The sequence below is a fragment of the Streptomyces sp. CT34 genome, from assembly GCF_000805335.1.
GTDB lineage: Bacteria > Actinomycetota > Actinomycetes > Streptomycetales > Streptomycetaceae > Streptomyces.
This window is the reverse complement of the sequence record NZ_KN708638.1, coordinates 6940666-6955193: the sequence shown is the minus strand read 5'-3', so window position 1 is coordinate 6955193 and position 14528 is coordinate 6940666. Positions and strand designations below refer to the sequence as shown.

Annotated in this window: 17 protein-coding genes; 2 read left to right on the top strand and 15 right to left on the bottom strand. The window is 68.2% G+C overall.

Going from position 1 to position 14528, the window contains the following annotated elements; genetic code table 11:
- Positions 1-31: 31 nt before the first annotated feature.
- From RZ84_RS30360 to RZ84_RS30325, 8 genes are all read right to left on the bottom strand, one after another.
- Complete coding sequence (locus tag RZ84_RS30360; protein ID WP_043267499.1) at positions 32-472, bottom strand: pyridoxamine 5'-phosphate oxidase family protein; 441 nt, start codon at positions 470-472, stop codon at positions 32-34.
- A complete protein-coding gene (locus RZ84_RS30355) occupies positions 469-963 on the bottom strand; it encodes a hypothetical protein (RefSeq protein WP_078894801.1) in 495 nt (164 codons plus the stop codon). The genes RZ84_RS30360 and RZ84_RS30355 overlap by 4 nt, the downstream gene beginning before the upstream one ends.
- Positions 964-1020: 57 nt before the next feature.
- Positions 1021-1200: a DUF6126 family protein gene (locus RZ84_RS30350; protein ID WP_043267495.1), complete on the bottom strand. Its 180-nt coding sequence runs from the start codon at positions 1198-1200 to the stop codon at positions 1021-1023.
- A complete protein-coding gene (locus RZ84_RS30345; RefSeq protein WP_157878955.1) occupies positions 1193-1375 on the bottom strand; it encodes a hypothetical protein in 183 nt (60 codons plus the stop codon). The genes RZ84_RS30350 and RZ84_RS30345 overlap by 8 nt, the downstream gene beginning before the upstream one ends.
- Positions 1376-1400: 25 nt before the next feature.
- On the bottom strand, positions 1401-1889 hold the full coding sequence (locus RZ84_RS30340) for an ATP-binding protein (protein WP_241777929.1): 489 nt from the start codon (positions 1887-1889) through the stop codon (positions 1401-1403).
- Positions 1886-2239, bottom strand: a complete 354-nt coding sequence (locus RZ84_RS30335) for an ArsR/SmtB family transcription factor (protein ID WP_043271277.1) — start codon at positions 2237-2239, stop codon at positions 1886-1888. The genes RZ84_RS30340 and RZ84_RS30335 overlap by 4 nt, the downstream gene beginning before the upstream one ends.
- Before the next feature lie 5 nt (positions 2240-2244).
- Positions 2245-2451 (bottom strand): hypothetical protein, encoded by a 207-nt coding sequence (locus RZ84_RS30330; RefSeq protein WP_241777928.1) that lies wholly within the window; start codon positions 2449-2451, stop codon positions 2245-2247.
- Positions 2452-3770: 1319 nt separating this feature from the next.
- The gene (locus RZ84_RS30325; protein WP_078894358.1) at positions 3771-4238 is read right to left on the bottom strand and encodes a BlaI/MecI/CopY family transcriptional regulator; all 468 of its coding nucleotides are present in this window, start codon (positions 4236-4238) and stop codon (positions 3771-3773) included.
- Between the two features lie 554 nt (positions 4239-4792).
- On the opposite strand from RZ84_RS30325, the gene RZ84_RS30320 reads away from it, so the two are divergent.
- Complete coding sequence (locus RZ84_RS30320; RefSeq protein ID WP_043267491.1) at positions 4793-6310, top strand: serine/threonine-protein kinase; 1518 nt, start codon at positions 4793-4795, stop codon at positions 6308-6310.
- 188 nt (positions 6311-6498) lie between these two features.
- Here the strand turns inward: RZ84_RS30320 and RZ84_RS30315 are convergent, their stop codons facing one another.
- On the bottom strand, positions 6499-6783 hold the full coding sequence (locus RZ84_RS30315; protein ID WP_241778105.1) for a transposase family protein: 285 nt from the start codon (positions 6781-6783) through the stop codon (positions 6499-6501).
- A gap of 414 nt (positions 6784-7197) precedes the next feature.
- Positions 7198-7578 carry a profilin gene (locus tag RZ84_RS30310; protein WP_043267490.1) on the bottom strand — a complete coding sequence of 127 codons (381 nt, stop codon included), beginning with the start codon at positions 7576-7578 and terminating at the stop codon, positions 7198-7200.
- Positions 7579-8204: 626 nt separating this feature from the next.
- Between RZ84_RS30310 and RZ84_RS30305 the strand changes: the two genes are divergently transcribed.
- A complete protein-coding gene (locus RZ84_RS30305; protein ID WP_241777927.1) occupies positions 8205-8810 on the top strand; it encodes a hypothetical protein in 606 nt (201 codons plus the stop codon).
- Positions 8811-8854: 44 nt separating this feature from the next.
- On the opposite strand, the gene RZ84_RS35305 is transcribed toward RZ84_RS30305, so the two are convergent.
- The 5 genes from RZ84_RS35305 to RZ84_RS30280 form a co-directional block, all read right to left on the bottom strand.
- The gene (locus RZ84_RS35305; RefSeq protein ID WP_052230253.1) at positions 8855-10309 is read right to left on the bottom strand and encodes a hypothetical protein; all 1455 of its coding nucleotides are present in this window, start codon (positions 10307-10309) and stop codon (positions 8855-8857) included.
- A gap of 159 nt (positions 10310-10468) precedes the next feature.
- Entirely contained in the window at positions 10469-10804 is a 336-nt protein-coding gene (locus RZ84_RS30295) for a helix-turn-helix domain-containing protein (RefSeq protein ID WP_043267486.1), read from the bottom strand.
- 146 nt (positions 10805-10950) lie between these two features.
- Positions 10951-11745 (bottom strand): carbon-nitrogen hydrolase family protein, encoded by a 795-nt coding sequence (locus tag RZ84_RS30290; protein WP_043267484.1) that lies wholly within the window; start codon positions 11743-11745, stop codon positions 10951-10953.
- Positions 11742-14162 carry a hypothetical protein gene (locus RZ84_RS30285; RefSeq protein WP_043267482.1) on the bottom strand — a complete coding sequence of 807 codons (2421 nt, stop codon included), beginning with the start codon at positions 14160-14162 and terminating at the stop codon, positions 11742-11744. The genes RZ84_RS30290 and RZ84_RS30285 overlap by 4 nt, the downstream gene beginning before the upstream one ends.
- A complete protein-coding gene (locus RZ84_RS30280; RefSeq protein WP_043267480.1) occupies positions 14159-14512 on the bottom strand; it encodes a helix-turn-helix domain-containing protein in 354 nt (117 codons plus the stop codon). Before RZ84_RS30280 ends, RZ84_RS30285 begins: the two co-directional genes overlap by 4 nt.
- Positions 14513-14528 lie beyond the last annotated feature (16 nt).

Genomic DNA, 14528 nt, shown 5'->3' with positions numbered 1-14528 from the left:
GCCGGCGGCAAGCCGGCGCAGGCGAAGCCCACTACGTCAACACGGGTCCGGTGCCAACCAGTCGGTAGCCGGTGACGATGTCCGGGCTGATGCGTACGACCTGGTCCACGCCACCGCCACCGTCGGCCCAATGAGTCAACAGCCTCCGGTAGCAGGCCAGTTCCGCCGAGGCACGCACCAGGCTCGTCCTACCCGTGACGACCACGCTCCATCCGGTCCGGGTGGCCGGGGCGAGCACGTCGGCCTCATACGCGACAACACCGCAAACCGAGGCCGATCCCACCAAGGACGCGTCCTGGTGGGCGCGGATCACCACACAACCGTCGTCGATGAGGTGAGAAACCAGACAGACGGCGGGCAGCGCGTGATGCGAGAAGACCACACGGCCCACCGTGACCGAGGCCAGCAGCTCCATACACTCCTGACTGGAGAGGTCGACCCTGCGCGCGGGACCCAGCGGCGCGGCGTTCACGACGGCTCCTCAGGCAAGGGCAGCGTGCTGTAGCGGGCGTAGCCGGGCGCCCAGAGAGTCTCGGTCGCAATGCGCCGGCCGTGGGCGTAGGCGATCACGTCAGCCGTGGCGTCCTGGTCATGAGCAGGCGAGCCGTCCCAGACCGCCAGCAGCTGAGAGCTGGAGCAGACCAGACGTTCATCGGCGCTCACGCACGCGTCCCGGTCCGCGGGGTCGTACGACAGCAGGCGCACATGCGCGGCGAGGAACAGCAGCTCCCCAGCCGCCGCCTGGTCGCGCCCCGAAAGGAGCGCGGGCACCGCGTCCTGCGAAGGCAGCACCACCACCAAGGGCAGGCGGGCCCTGCGCGCGGCCCGCCCCGCCGCAACAGGCAACCCACAACCGGCCCGTACCAGGACCATCGACCCAGGCTGCGCCAGACGCTGGAGTCTGTCGCTCAGCTCGGCCTCCAGCAGCTTCAGTGTCTGCGGGGTGAGATCCGCATGACCCACGACAGCGATCACCGTCTCCGCCTTCCCTTCTCCCGTACCACCGGGGCACCGTGACGGCTACTTTCCGGCGTGACTGCCGAGGTAGAACAGGAGCGCCATGAACCCCAACAGGAGGTGGCTGCCGGCGATGTAGAGGAACACCCGCCAGGACGCGCCCCGCTCCTTGCGCTCCTCGGACATCCCACCGCCGAAAGACGGTTCGGGTATGGACTGGTCGTCGACCTGGTCGTCAGGCATGGCTGCTCTCCTGGGCGTGTTGGATATCAAGGCTCGGTGGTCCGATGACGGGGTGTATGCGGACCGGCCCCCCCGTCCGGCCGGCACACTCGACCAGCATGGCGATCTCGTCGAGGCCCGCCTCATGCGACGGACAGTCGCCGTCGGCATGCAGGTACGTGATCTCAAAGCACATGGAAAGGGCCTCCATCCGCCGCGGCTCACCGGGCATCAGCACCGGGGATGAGGAAGCGGGCCAGGACATCCTTGCCCTGGCCGGCCCAGTCGGGCTCGACCGTGAGCGTGCCACCGAACCGCGCGGTCAGTTCGGCAACGGTCCGCAGACCCGCACCCACCGCATCGCCCTCCACTATCGGGATCCGAGGGTCGTGGTCGGCAACGCCGATCACGAGCTGCCCCGCGCCGACCGTGACCCCGACATCCGCCGTGGGCGACCGGTCCGCGGCATGGCGCAGCACATTGGCCACCAGCTCGCTGACCACCAGCAGCGCCGCGTCCGACAGCAAGGAACTCGGGGTGATACCGAACTCGGCAAGCTTCGTGGCAGCCTCCGACCGGGCGACGCGGACCGCACCGGGCCGGACGGGCACGGTGAACACATGCCGCCGCACCTGCGGCACCGCGTGCTCACAGGCCGCATCAGACGGGATCTGCCGCCGCCGCGGCAGGAACCGGCCCACCCACCTCACGACGCCCCCTCGCGCACACCCGCGCCGGACTCCCGAAGCTCGGTGAGCAGGCCCTGCTGCCCGGCCAGCAGCTCCACCAGGATCCGCCGCGCCGCCCCCAGCAATTCCGCCACATCCCCGCCCGCCAGCTCGTACACCACCGTTGACCCGCCTCGCGTTGCGGTCACGATCCCCGCCCGGCGCAACACCGCCAGCTGCTGCGAAAGGCTGGACGGCTCCACCTCGATCGCCGCCAGCAGTTCCCGCACCGGCTTCGGCCCGTCCTGCAGCAGTTCCAGCACGCGGATACGGACCGGATGCCCCAGCATCCGGAAGAACTCCGCCTTCGCCTGATACAGCGGAACCTGCATCCGGTTCATCCCGCGCCTCCGTTCTCCGCCTCCGGGGCGGCATCGGGATCCACGCCAAGGCCGCGTGCTACCCGCAGCGCGTCGTCCAGCTCGTCCTCGGCCACCGACACTTCGTACGCGTCCTCGGCTTCGTACGCCGCCGCGACAGCGGCCCGCGCCCGCCGTACCCGCTCCTGCACTGCTTCGGCAAAGCCGCCCACCCAGACCTCCACACGGCGACGCGATTGACCACTACGACATCTTGCGAATTGAAGAACTCTGCAAGTCTAGGCTGCGGTGCCCGTGCGGGACACCATCCGGGGCCTCTCCACGGCGCCACAGGGCGGGGCGGCTGCAGCCGGGAGGCAACCCCTGCGGAATCGTCGGACGGGGCCGTGAAGGCGACTGCCGGCGCTACTGCGCTGCCGTACCCGGCCTGCTCGCCCCCGCAGCCAGCGATCGATGTCCTGGGCGAGCATCAACATCACCGTCGAACGGTGCAAATCCGTAGTCCCTGCCCCGGACAGCGGACGGCCCCAAGCACCACGTTGAGCACGCAGACAGCCAGCGGCACTTGGGGTCAAGAAGGTCCCCCAACGCCCCGGCACCGCCACGACAGCGGAGCGGAGGACCAGGGCGAGGCGGACCCCTTCACCGCCACTAACGACAGCCCGCCACGCAAGGCACGCCACCGCAACGGGCCACCGCATGGTCGCAACGCCGGCTCATCGGTGCGGTGGCGTCGGGTAAGTCCGTCGCCGTGATCACGACTCGCGGGTATTTATCGACAACGCTCGTGATGGATATGCCTCAGTCGTCCCCCGCCGGCCGGACACCGTTGATCAGCTCGGGGCGGATACGCACGACGTAGTCCGTCTGCTGGTCCGACCAGGGGGGATCAGGCTCTGGTAGCGGGCCACGTCCCGGGAGTTGGTGACCAAGCGGCAGTAGCCGGTGGCGAGGTCGGGGAGTCCGTCCGCCCGCCTCGTGACGCTATCGAGGGGGGCGGGATAGCAGGCCACGGTGCCGCCGGCTTCGCGGAGGTCTTGCCGGAGCTGGTCGACACCGTGTGCTCCGCCGGGCCGGTGCGGGTGCGGCAGTTCCCGCAAGAAAGCCATGACGCGGTACCGGGCTCGGAGAAACGGCCGCGGCCGGGCGAGGGTCGTCGGGATCCTGTCCGGCCGGACCGCTCGGCCTCGGCCTGGTCGGCCACGACCCGGGTGATGAAGCTCGTGGTGTCCACCCAGTGTTGGCAGGCGCCTGCCGCAGCCTCTGAGCGGTGGGCTGCTGGTTGGGATGATCGGGACCAGGTCAGCAGCCAGCGCGGGGTCATGATCGGTGGGATCACAGAGCGCCGGGCAAGTGGCGAATCTCCGGGACGGTCCGGTCGACCGGGTCGGTGCTGCAGGACTCAGCGGGTACCCAACCACGGCCGGGAGACGTTTCTCGCGCCTGCCTGATCACCGGCAGCTGGGCTGACTGGTTGCAATACAGCACCCAGTAGACCTGTTGTATCCGGATCCGGAGGGCGAGTTTCACGTCATCGGCCAGGTCAAGGCCAGCGGACCCTCTCGTCAGCGGGCTGTGGCTCTTCTTCCTGGTCCTGTTTCCCTGGGCATTCCGGGGGCGACGCCTGTTCTTCCCCTGCTTCGGCCCGATCGTCGCCCTGCACCATCCGTACGGCATCGCGCAGAGCGTGCCGTTGTTCCGGCGACATCATGCCGAAGAACGCCACAAGAGCGGCAGCGGGGTTATCGCTGACAGACCATGCTTCGTTCATCAGTGCGGCCGAGTAGGCGGCGCGAGTGGAGACCGCCCTATAGCGATAGGCGCGGCCTTCCGCTTCGCGGCGCACCCAGCCCTTCTGATGGAGGTTGTCCAATACGGTCATGACCGTTGTGTAGGCGATCGACCGTTCCTTCTGGAGATCTTCCAGGACTTCTCGAACGGTGACCGGGCGGTTCCACTCCCAGACCCGCGTCATCACCGCGTCTTCCAGATCACCCAAGGGTCTCGGCATACGAGAAGAATAGTGGGATATGTCGTGAATGCTGGTAGCCCGCAGAAGGGCAACCGAGCCCGGTCGGCGGGTGGCACACGAACTTCATCGCTGCCGCCGTCCGACCAAGGAATGCACGGTTCCGGGGCCCCGGGCCGTGTCCCTGACAGCCACGGCCTGTGGGCCCCGGTCTGCTGTTGGTCAGCTGCCTGCGACGGCCAGCCGGAGGCTTTGCCGCGCCTCCCCCCTTTATCGATGTAGGGCCGATCCTGCCCTAATCACTCTCTACGTTGGAGACGTCGGGCGGAACGCCAGATTCCTCCCGAACACCCACTTTTCCGCTACCACAGGGAGGATGCAGTGGATTTCGTCTCGATCCGCGCCCCAACGGGCCTGCCACATGCCTCCTTGTGATTGCCATCAGTACGCGACCTTGGTGGGACCGGTAGAGGCTGCCGGTGGGACGCCGTACTGCTCGGGGAATCCGCTGCTGTGGCCATGCAACCAGCGCGCGTCTAGGGTTCTCCCGCAATCTGTCGGGCATGCTCGGGCATGCGGGGAAGTGAAGGTCACGGGTGTCTGATCTGGGGCGGCTCATAGCCGACCGTTACCGGTTGGCGGAGCATGTGGGCCGTGGCGGGATGGGCACCGTGTGGCGGGCCGAGGATGAGTTGCTCGGCCGGTACGTCGCGGTGAAGAAACTTCACGTTCCGCTGCACTTGCACGACGACGAGGTCCAGCGGCTCTACGAGCGCACCCGCCGGGAGGCCCGAAGTGCCGCCCGGATCACCCACCCCAACGTGATCGTTGTGCACGATGTTGTCGACGACGAGGGGCTGCCGTGCATCGTCATGGAGTACATACCCTCGGTCACACTGAGCGACGTTCTGAAGCGGCAGAATACCGTGCCACCCGGCGAGGCGGCCCGGATCGGCCGGGCCATGGCCGCCGCGTTGCGCGCCGCGCACGACGTCGGAGTGCTGCACCGGGACGTCAAGCCCGCCAACGTTCTCCTGGGGAACGACGGGCGGATCGTCCTCACCGACTTCGGGATCGCCGTGGAGCCCGGAGCACCGTCACTGACCAAGACCGGCGAGCTGGTCGGCTCGATCCAGTACCTGGCGCCGGAACGCCTCCGGCCCGGGATCGCCGAGCCCGGCCCCGCCTGCGACCTGTGGGCCCTGGGAGCCATGCTGTACCAGGCGGTCCAAGGACGCACACCCTTCCAGCGGGACACCGCGATCGAGACGGCGTACGCCATCGCCACCGAGGAGTGCCCGCCGCCAAGCAACGCCGGGCACCTCACACCGGTGATCGAGGGCCTGCTGGTGAAGGAACCCGACCGGCGCATGGACGCCCATGAGGCCGAACGCCTCCTGGGCCTCGCGCCCGGAACGGAAGCCATTCCCCTCGACCCACCCACGCGGTCGGAGGCCCGTGAGGCCAGCCCGGCGGTTCCGGTGCCAGGGGGCAAGCGGGGCCGCCGTATGGCGCTGTGGATGGTCTCGACGGTGGTGGCGGCCGCAATCGCGACGGGCGGTGCGCTGCTCTGGCCCGGGGGTGGGGAAGCCTCGCCGAGCGCGCACCCGTCGGGGGCAGGCGCCTCCGGCCACCCGCCGGGCCCTGGTCCTTCGTCGCCGTCATCACTCCCACCGCTGCCCCGCGGGTACCACCTTGAGAAGGCGGGCCAGGGCTTCTCCTTCCCTGTGCAGGACGGTTGGACCTTCCGGAACATGCCTGGCGGTGAGGTCGCCTACATCTCCGGGCTGGCCAGCCTGAGGATCGACGTCGTCGAGTTCGCGGGCGAGGATCCTCTTCGGCACTGGCGGGAGACCGAAGAAGCCCAGACGCGTCGCGACAACCCGGGCTACGAACGGGTCAGGATGGGCCCCACGACGTTCCGGGGACGACCCGCGGGGTACTGGGAGTTCACGTTCCAGGGCAGAGCACGGGGGTACCGGGCAGTGGAGCTGGCCTTCAGCGGCGCCGACGGCACTCAGTACGTGATCTACCTCTCCGCGCCGAATGAACAATGGGACCGATATCGGCCGGCCTTCGACACCGCCGTCAAAGGAGTCCGCCTCCGCGAATAGCGGCGCCCATGGCAAGCAGAGGGCATGGCGCTTGGGGTGCATCAAGAGGACCTGGGCGGCGGTGGAAGGGCGGGGAGGGTGATCCATACGACGGCGCCGCCGTCGGGGTGGTTGTAGGCGCCGTACTCGCCGCCTGCGGCGCGGGCGAGGTCTACCGCCGCCTGATGGCCGGCGAGACGGGCACCGGCTCACCCAGCCAGGAGGCGGCCGATCGCCACCGGCATCGCCTGCTGGAGCTGGCTTCGCCGGCCATACCGGAAGCTGAGTCCCTCGACCTGCTCGGCGAAGGTCCGACGCGCACACGAGGGCTCCCCGCATCGGAACCGGCGGACCGTCAGGTATATCGTCACCGGCCGGCCGCCGGTCGCGACATCGGCAAGCCGCCGACGGTATCGGTCATGGACACGGTGCGATTGCGTCCCGCAGCCCGGACACCGTGAAGTATCCGCGGCAACCAAGGCGGTGATCCGCACCCCCGCACCGATGACCTGGATGTCCTCTATGGCCACCGCCGTCAGATGCGGCAGCAGCACATCAACTATGTGATCACGCAACACATCAGCTCAAAGAGCGAACTGACAGCCGGTCACGCTCGGTCATCCCGAAATGTTGATCAGAGCCTTTGGTTTTCCCCACACACGGCCACCTGATGGGGAGTCACTTGGCCATGTCGAATTTCACACTCAGTGACGATGGCCAGCTCCGCCCCTGATCGGCTGGCACAGGGCGATACGGAACCGCCCGGACTGCCCTCAGAGGCTGAAGGCAGGGCAGTTGTCGGCGCCGGGGCGGCGCCGCCTTCACTGCGGCGCGCTGCTCGTCGACCGGCGGCCAGAAGGAGGCAGCGGTCCCTGCGTCAGCCGCCGCCCCTACTCAGTTCCGGCGCCTCAGAAACCGGCACTCCTGAGGTAATCGACGACACCGCCCACAACCTTGTTCGCCTCGCCCGGCTGAGTGTTTTCGTTGTAGACGCCGATGACGACTGCCTTCTTCGTCTTCTCGGCGAGCACCCCGGCGGCTCCCCGCTTACCGTGAACGCGGGTCGCGTCCACCTCGATCGCTAGGTACTTCGTGCCCGCGACGTGCACGCCTCCCGCAAGCAAGACGGCAGGATCGTCGAACCCGGCCTTGATCTCATGGAATTCTTCGGGCGAGAGAGCGAAGCCCCTACTGGCCGCCCACTGCCCACCATCGAGACCGTAGATCGCAGCATTCCCGATCTTGCCGCTGCCTACAAGGTTGCCATCCACATACGGCTGCCAACTCACACCGTGCTCCTCTCACGAACTCGGACATCGTCGCCTCAGCGGGAGGAACTCTTCCCCTCCCTCCCGTCGTTGGCATACGCAGTGCCTACGGATGGCCCTGGAGGGTGTCGCCGCGACGGTGCGGGCGGCACGACGGCACTTCGGCGATGACTGACCGTGTTCAGTAGCCCGAGCGCGGGGAGCGTAAGTGGCCGCCAGCGGGGACCGCCCACAGGGAATCGGTAACCGTACGCGGGGAAACGATCTTGGCCGCTGTCAGTCATGTAGCTACCGCCATTTTGATATCGAACAAAGAAGAACTTCGTGCCGTGTGCCTGGCCGCCTTTCGGGTTGCTCGCACGGGTGGCTCGGCAGTGGTTCGCTGATGGCTCGACACTGGCTCGTCATGCGGCTGAGCTGGGAAAAGGCAACCAAGCCAGCGACCAGAGCCACGATGACTCGGTCAGCCTGCTGCCGCGTCGCCGGATCGAACACGCACGCCGCGCGATGTCAAATCCGGCCGGTCGCCTCTCTATTACTTCACGTCAGCACCAGACGGACCGGTCCCGCTTTTCGGGCGCCACCTGTCAATGTCCACCACCCCACGCCGCACCACGGACCCCGCTCGTCCGCGTATCGCACGTCCCTTGCCGACGACCATCTGGCTCCCCGCCCCCGACCAGCCGCACGCCGCACCAGCTCCGGGCACCGTGCTGCCCGACTGGGCCATCGAGCGCATCCGGACCGTGTTCACCACCCGGCCCGGTCAACAGCCCGCACCCCTGCTCAAGATCTCCGTACGGGACACCGAGCCGGGCATGGACGTGCGCATCCCCGTCATCACCTACACCAACGGCACCCCCAGCAGGCTCTCGCTGCTGCTCGCCGAACTCCACCCCGACACCCTCCCGGACCCCACCGAGGTGCCGGTATGCGGGGTCAGCGAGATGCCAGGAGCCATGGAAGACGGCTGGGCCGGCTTCTTTCACCGTGCGCACCGGCTCCTGCCCGCCGACGGACTGCTGCTGGCCACGCGCCAGCGTCGGGACGAGGGCATTCTCACCGACCCGCTCGGCTCCCTCATCGCCTGTGCCCGCACCGCCGGGTTCCGGTACCTGCAACACGTCATCGTCGCGCACGCCCACCCCGCCGACGACCGCCTCATTCCCACCCCACCCGCCGACGCCAGCCCCGGGGTGGCGCACAGCGACCTGATCGCCCTCTCCGCCATCCAAAGTTGCGTGGGTTCATGAAAACTGACGTGAATTCAGGAGTAACTGAAGTGCTCTTTCGGGGATCAGGCCGGTCCGGCACTTGGGTTCGTGGTGAATCCGAGGGGTTGGTTCTGCGCGGGGTCGGCGAGGAGTTGCCGGGCGGAGTCCGCGTACCTGATGGCGGTCGGGGAGCTCAGGCCGAAGACCTCGGCGAGGTGGAGTGGGTCCGGGCCGTTGGTCAAGGCTTCCTCCAGCAGTCGGTCGATCCGGAGCCGTTCGAGAGTCGCGGGCAGTCCGCGCAGGGACGGGCCGACGGGCCAGGTGCTGCTGGCCGGGGTGAGGCGTACTGCGGTCACGTGGTTGATCAGCAGGTACGGGTTGGCCGTGTGGGGCCATCGCTGGGTGCGGTAGGCGAGCCAGTTGTGCAGCAGGCCCCATGTCAGGTCGTCGAGCCGGTGAGTGCGGCCGGCGACGGCCAGGGTGCGGCCGGGGAGGTCGACGTCATCGAGTCGGAGGGCGCGGATGTCCGCCGATCGGGCGGCGTAGATGGCGGCGAGGGCGATAGCCAGGCGCTGGGCCGGGGTGTCGACGGCGTCGATGGCCGCCTTGATGTCCTGCGGTTCAAGGGGCTGGAGGACGTTGTGCGCAACGGCGTGCATCTGGATGTGGTGACAGGGGTTTTGGAAGATCAATTGGTGTTGCTTCGACCAGCGCAACAGCGAGCGCAGAGCGGTGAGGGTACGGTTGCGTGGCCATCCGGTGAGCGGGGCGAGGTGGTCCAGCACGTCCTGGCGGGTGACTTCGCGCAGATGGTCGTAGCGGGTGCACCAGTCCTTGAGCGCGGGCAGCGCGTGAACGAGCTGGGTGATGACCGTGCCGGTGCTGCGAGGACGGCTGCGCGGGCCGCCGCGGCGGAGGGTTTCGACCCACTGGCCGGCCGGGGTGGCGAAAGCGGGGCTGAGCGGAGCGAGTTGCTTGGTGATCCACCTGTCCAAGGCTGCGGGCCGGTCGTCAACGAGCAGCCCGATATCGCTGAGGATCTCGTTGGTCAGGCCGATGCAGCCCAGGCGCCTCAGTGCCTGATGGTGCTGGGAGGCGTAGAGCGGCTCGCCGTCGGGATGCCGGGCCAGAAGCAGGAGCAGACCGCGCCGGACGTTGCCGTAGACGAATTCAGACCATCCCCGGGCCTGGCGTCGCTCGTCGGCGACGTGCAGAGCGCGGTGGAGCACGGGGTTGTCCGGGATGGGTTCCTTGCGCAGATCGGGACGCTGCGCGGCGTCGTAGTCGCGGACGTGGTGCTCGAACAGCGGCGGCGCGTGCCAGGCCGACGGTGGCAGGGACCGCAGGGGCTGCGCAGCAGCACGGGCCCGGCGGTGGGCGGTGGTGTTCAGGTCGACGCGATGGATGAGGTCGGCGAGGTAGAGCTGGTGGTGACGGACCTTGGAGACATGCGGCAGGAGCAGCGTGTAGGTACTGCTGGAACGTTCAAGACGGCCTTGGTGCCAGCACAGACGGCAATGCTGTTTCAGCAGCGGCACGTGGCGAGCGCAGGCGGAGCAAGGCCCGATGGGACGGCGCCGCACATGGCTCTGTGCGCAGGCCCGGCACAGACCGCGGCGCCGGAAGACGCCCCAGGCCAGGCACTCCCGACAGCTTTCCGGACCCCTGACCCGGGCGGGGAGAGTCTTCACCGCAGCTCACCTGGGCGGCAGTGTGCGGCCGTCGCGGCGACGGGGCACGATCTGCGCCGGCCCGGACGGAGATGCAACGGCGGACGCTGCTGCTGGTGCGCTCTGGGTGGCGGGCCGGGTGACGGTCTCGGGCTCGGGCAGCAGCAGGTCCGCCACCGAGCAATTCAACGTGACACAGATGACGTCGAGGTCGGCGAGCTTGACCGATACCGGCTGGCCGACCCACAGCGCGGACATCTTGCCGGCGGAGATGGTCAATCCGTGTTCCGCCAGCGCGCGTTGCAGCTCGGAGGCCTTCCACACCCCGCGCTGTGCAGCGGTCAGCCTCAGGTTCCATTTCACTGGCCCAGTCCCCTCAGCCGCTCGGCGGCGCGTTCTTGCGCGGCGGCCCATGCCTCTTCGATGCGGGCGCGGTGAACATGTAACGGTGGGCTCGGGTATTGGAACCCTCCGAATGCCTGCCTGTGGGCAGCCGCGCTTTGCGCCGTTTACATTGATCTGCCCTGTCCTTCGTAGGACAGCCTCAGCAGGTCTTGCCGCCGCTGGCCGAGGTACCAATTGCCGGTCTGGTCAAGATCGATGGTGGTTCTGATGACGGCGGTGTCGCCGGACGTCACCTCGGCCAGGACCTCTCCTCGCGGAGAGATGATCATGCTGGGGCAGTGCTGGTGAGGGTCCGCGACGTTCGCCGCAAGGACGAACCGCTGGTTCTCCGCTGCGCGGCTGATGAGGTGGCTTCTCCAAACCCCGGCTGGCTCGGCTGTATTGGCGGCGTGGGTGAGATAGATGAACGCCTGCGCCCCGCTGCTGGCGAGGTGCTGCCATTGCTCGGGGAAGCGGATCTCCCGGCAGATTTGGACACCGAGGCTGACTTGCCCGCCGGTCATCGGGATGGAAAGGGGGGAGAGGTCGGTCCCCGCTTCCAGTCGGCCGCGTTCGTTCATCGCCAGGTTGATCTTCCGGTAGATCCACCTCGCGCCGTTGGGTGAAAAGTAGACGGCGGCGTTGCTCCAGACTCCCTGGTCGAAGAGCAACGTGCCGCAGAACAGATGGACCGCTTTCCGCTGCGCCAGGTCGGCGACATGGTCTGTGGCGTTCGCCAGGGCCAGAGTGTCGAGGTCGCCCAGGACGGAGAGGTCAGGCCCATAGCCTGACAGCGCGCCCTCGGGCAGGACGACGATGTCGTCGGGCCAGGCTTCGGCCAAGACCTCGGAGATCAACTCCACATTCCGCTTAACGTCCCAGGTGATAGGGAACTGTGCGACCGTTAGCGATGCCCTCATGAATCCTTCTTCCGGCGGCTGATCTCGGCTGCGTATGCCGCCCAGTCTCCGGCGGCGGCTCGTTGCCACTTGACGGCGACGGTGATGTCGATGCCAAGGGTGCGGGCGAGGATCGCGGCGGGCAGTTCGGTGGCGAGCTGGAACAGGGCGGTCGAGCGGGCCTGGGCGAGCCGGATGCCGAGTTTGCGGAGTCGTTCGCCCATGGCCCAGGCGCTGATCGGGCGGCCGGGCTGGCCTCCGGGGAAGAGCCAGGTCGAGTCTGTGCGGCCGAGGACGGCATGGCTGCGGCGAACCTCGACCTGTTGGAGGGCCAGTTCAGCGACGGGTGCGGGAAGCTCGACTGGGACGGCGCCGAGCCGGAGGCGGATTGCTCCGTCGGTCTCCTCGATATGATCGATGGTGAGCCGGGAGATCGCCGCGGGCCACTGGGCGTAGAGGAGCAACAGCAGGCCGGCGAGGCGGTCTTCGGGCTTGAGGGTGTCGTCGTGCAGCAGACGGCGGGCGGTGGCCCAACGGGCCTCGTCGTCCATCGGCTGCGAGGGGCCGTTCCATCGCTCGGCCGGGAAGCTGAGATCGCGGGCGATCTTCTGGGCCAGGGCCCAGCGCACGAAGTGGCCTGCCTCCTGGCGAAGACGGGCGTCCTCGCTGGTCATCCAACGTTCAAGGTCGGTCTGTCGGCAGGTGGCAAGGGTCAAGTTCTGGCCTTCGAGCCAGTTCAGGAGATAGACCCCTGCCCGCAGGTGTTGCCGCGCGACCTGGAGCTGGTAGTACGTGGTCTCCTTGCCGCGACTGCGACGGCGAAGCCGTCGTAGGAGGTGCCAAGTCGCGTACCGGTGCAGGATCTTCCGCCCCTCGGCCGTCGCATGGGAGGTGACGAGGTCTTTGACGTGTCGTTCGAGACGGACCATCTGCTCGTCCCGCGTGGGCAGGGCGCCACTGGCGACGAGGACGCTGCGGATGTGCTCGACGACCTTGCCTTCGGGGAGTTCGTCCAGGGCTTCGTGAGTGAGGAGGCGGCGGCCGGAGCCGAGGTCGGACAGTACGGTGGAGACGATGCCGCCAGAGAGCCAGCGCAGCCCGGTGGCGGCTCGTTCGGTGTTGGCCAGGGCCTCATGGAGGGCTTGAAGCTTCGGGGGTATCGCGCCCGAGCCGTTGGCGAGGAGTTCGTGGAGCCGCTGCTTGAGCGTGCAGCGAGGGCACGGACCGGAGGATCGCAGTCGTTCCGCTTCCCCGCAGGTGGGACAGGGGCGCCAGAGCTCGGCGTCCGGTGCGGTGCAGTGTCCACAGATGGGGACTTCGGCGGTGCCGGAGTGTATGCCGCGGAGCCTCCCGCAGGAGGTGCAGTGAGCTTGGCGTCTGTCGCAGCCGCCGCAGCGGGGCAGTCCGGTCAGACGGGAGTGGGTGCCGGGTGCGGTGCGACCACAGATCGAACAGACCAGGATGGGCAGGGGGCAACAGTTGGGGCAGAGAGGACCGTCAGAGGTGCGGTTTTGTACTCGGCGACGCTTGCCGCAGCCGATGCAGACCTCGACGTTCGCAGGGTCGTTGACCAGGCAGTTCGGACACAACGGCCGTCCCTCGTCATCGCGAGTGGCTGGCTCGCGTCGGGCTCCGCAGCGTACGCATTCTTCGATGCGGGACTTGGCGATGCAGTTGCGGCAGACTCGCTGCCCGTCGAGCGGCTTGTCGATGCGGACCACCCGGCGGCAGCGAGGGCAGACGGGCCTCACGATCCCGGCGACACCGGCCTCATGCAGAAGGTCGATGAACTTCAGGATGGCGCGATGCGGCGCCAAATGGCCCTCCCCGGTCAGCAGTCGGGGGTTCTCTTCCAGGGCCCAGACCAGTCGCTGCCGGTAGGTGGGGCGGTGGGGTGCCGTGTGGCGGAGGGCCTCGGCGATCGCATCGCGGTCGGCATCCGGGGTGATCGCGGTGATCAGGTCGTGGACGACCGTGACCGGATCACGTTCGTCGATGTCGGGGCACATCTTGCAACGCGGCAGGCCCTTGCGGTCCCGGAAGCCGACGCGTCGGACGTTGCCGCAGGTGGTGCACTCGGCGGTCTCCTGTCCGCAGACCGAGCAGAACCAGTCCTGGCCCTTGCGTTGGAGGGTTCGTAGCTGCTTGCCGCACTCGGCGCAGACCGGCGCCGTGATCGCCGAGGCGCCGACCTTGCGGAGCTCGATGAGGAGATCACCGATGGCCCGTGGCGCCGGGGACCGGCCGTCGGTCAGGACTGCGGGCCGCATCGCCAGGGCCTTGGCCAGCTGTCGTGACTTCGCGCGGCCGCCGACGACGGCGGTGACCACGGCCCGGATCGTGTCAGCGTCGAGTGCCTTCTCGGCGTCGGCGACGAGGTCCGTGATCAGGCCGATCGGGTCTGCAACGGCGCGGTCGAGATGGTCAGCGGTGGTCATGACCGGTCAACACCCCTGATCCTGGCCCGCTTTGGCCGCAGCCCGCCAAGTCCCTCCGAACCGGATGACGGGCCGCCGCCGACGGCCGCCTTCTTCGGCTTCTTCACGGTCCCAGCCACCGCGATGGGCTCGATGAGGTCGTCCATGGTGCAGTCGAGGATGTCGAGCAGGGCCATGAGGATCTTCAGGCTCAGTCGCTCCGGTCGCTCGACGACGAGTCGGTAGACCTGACTCGACGACAGGCTGATGCCGCGTTCAGCGAGCGGAGGGATGAGGTCGGTGGTGGAGAACATCCCGCGGTCGGCCATGACTTTGCGCAGGTGCCAGTGGTAGTCGAGCTTGGCGGCCATCGCCGGATCCCTCCTG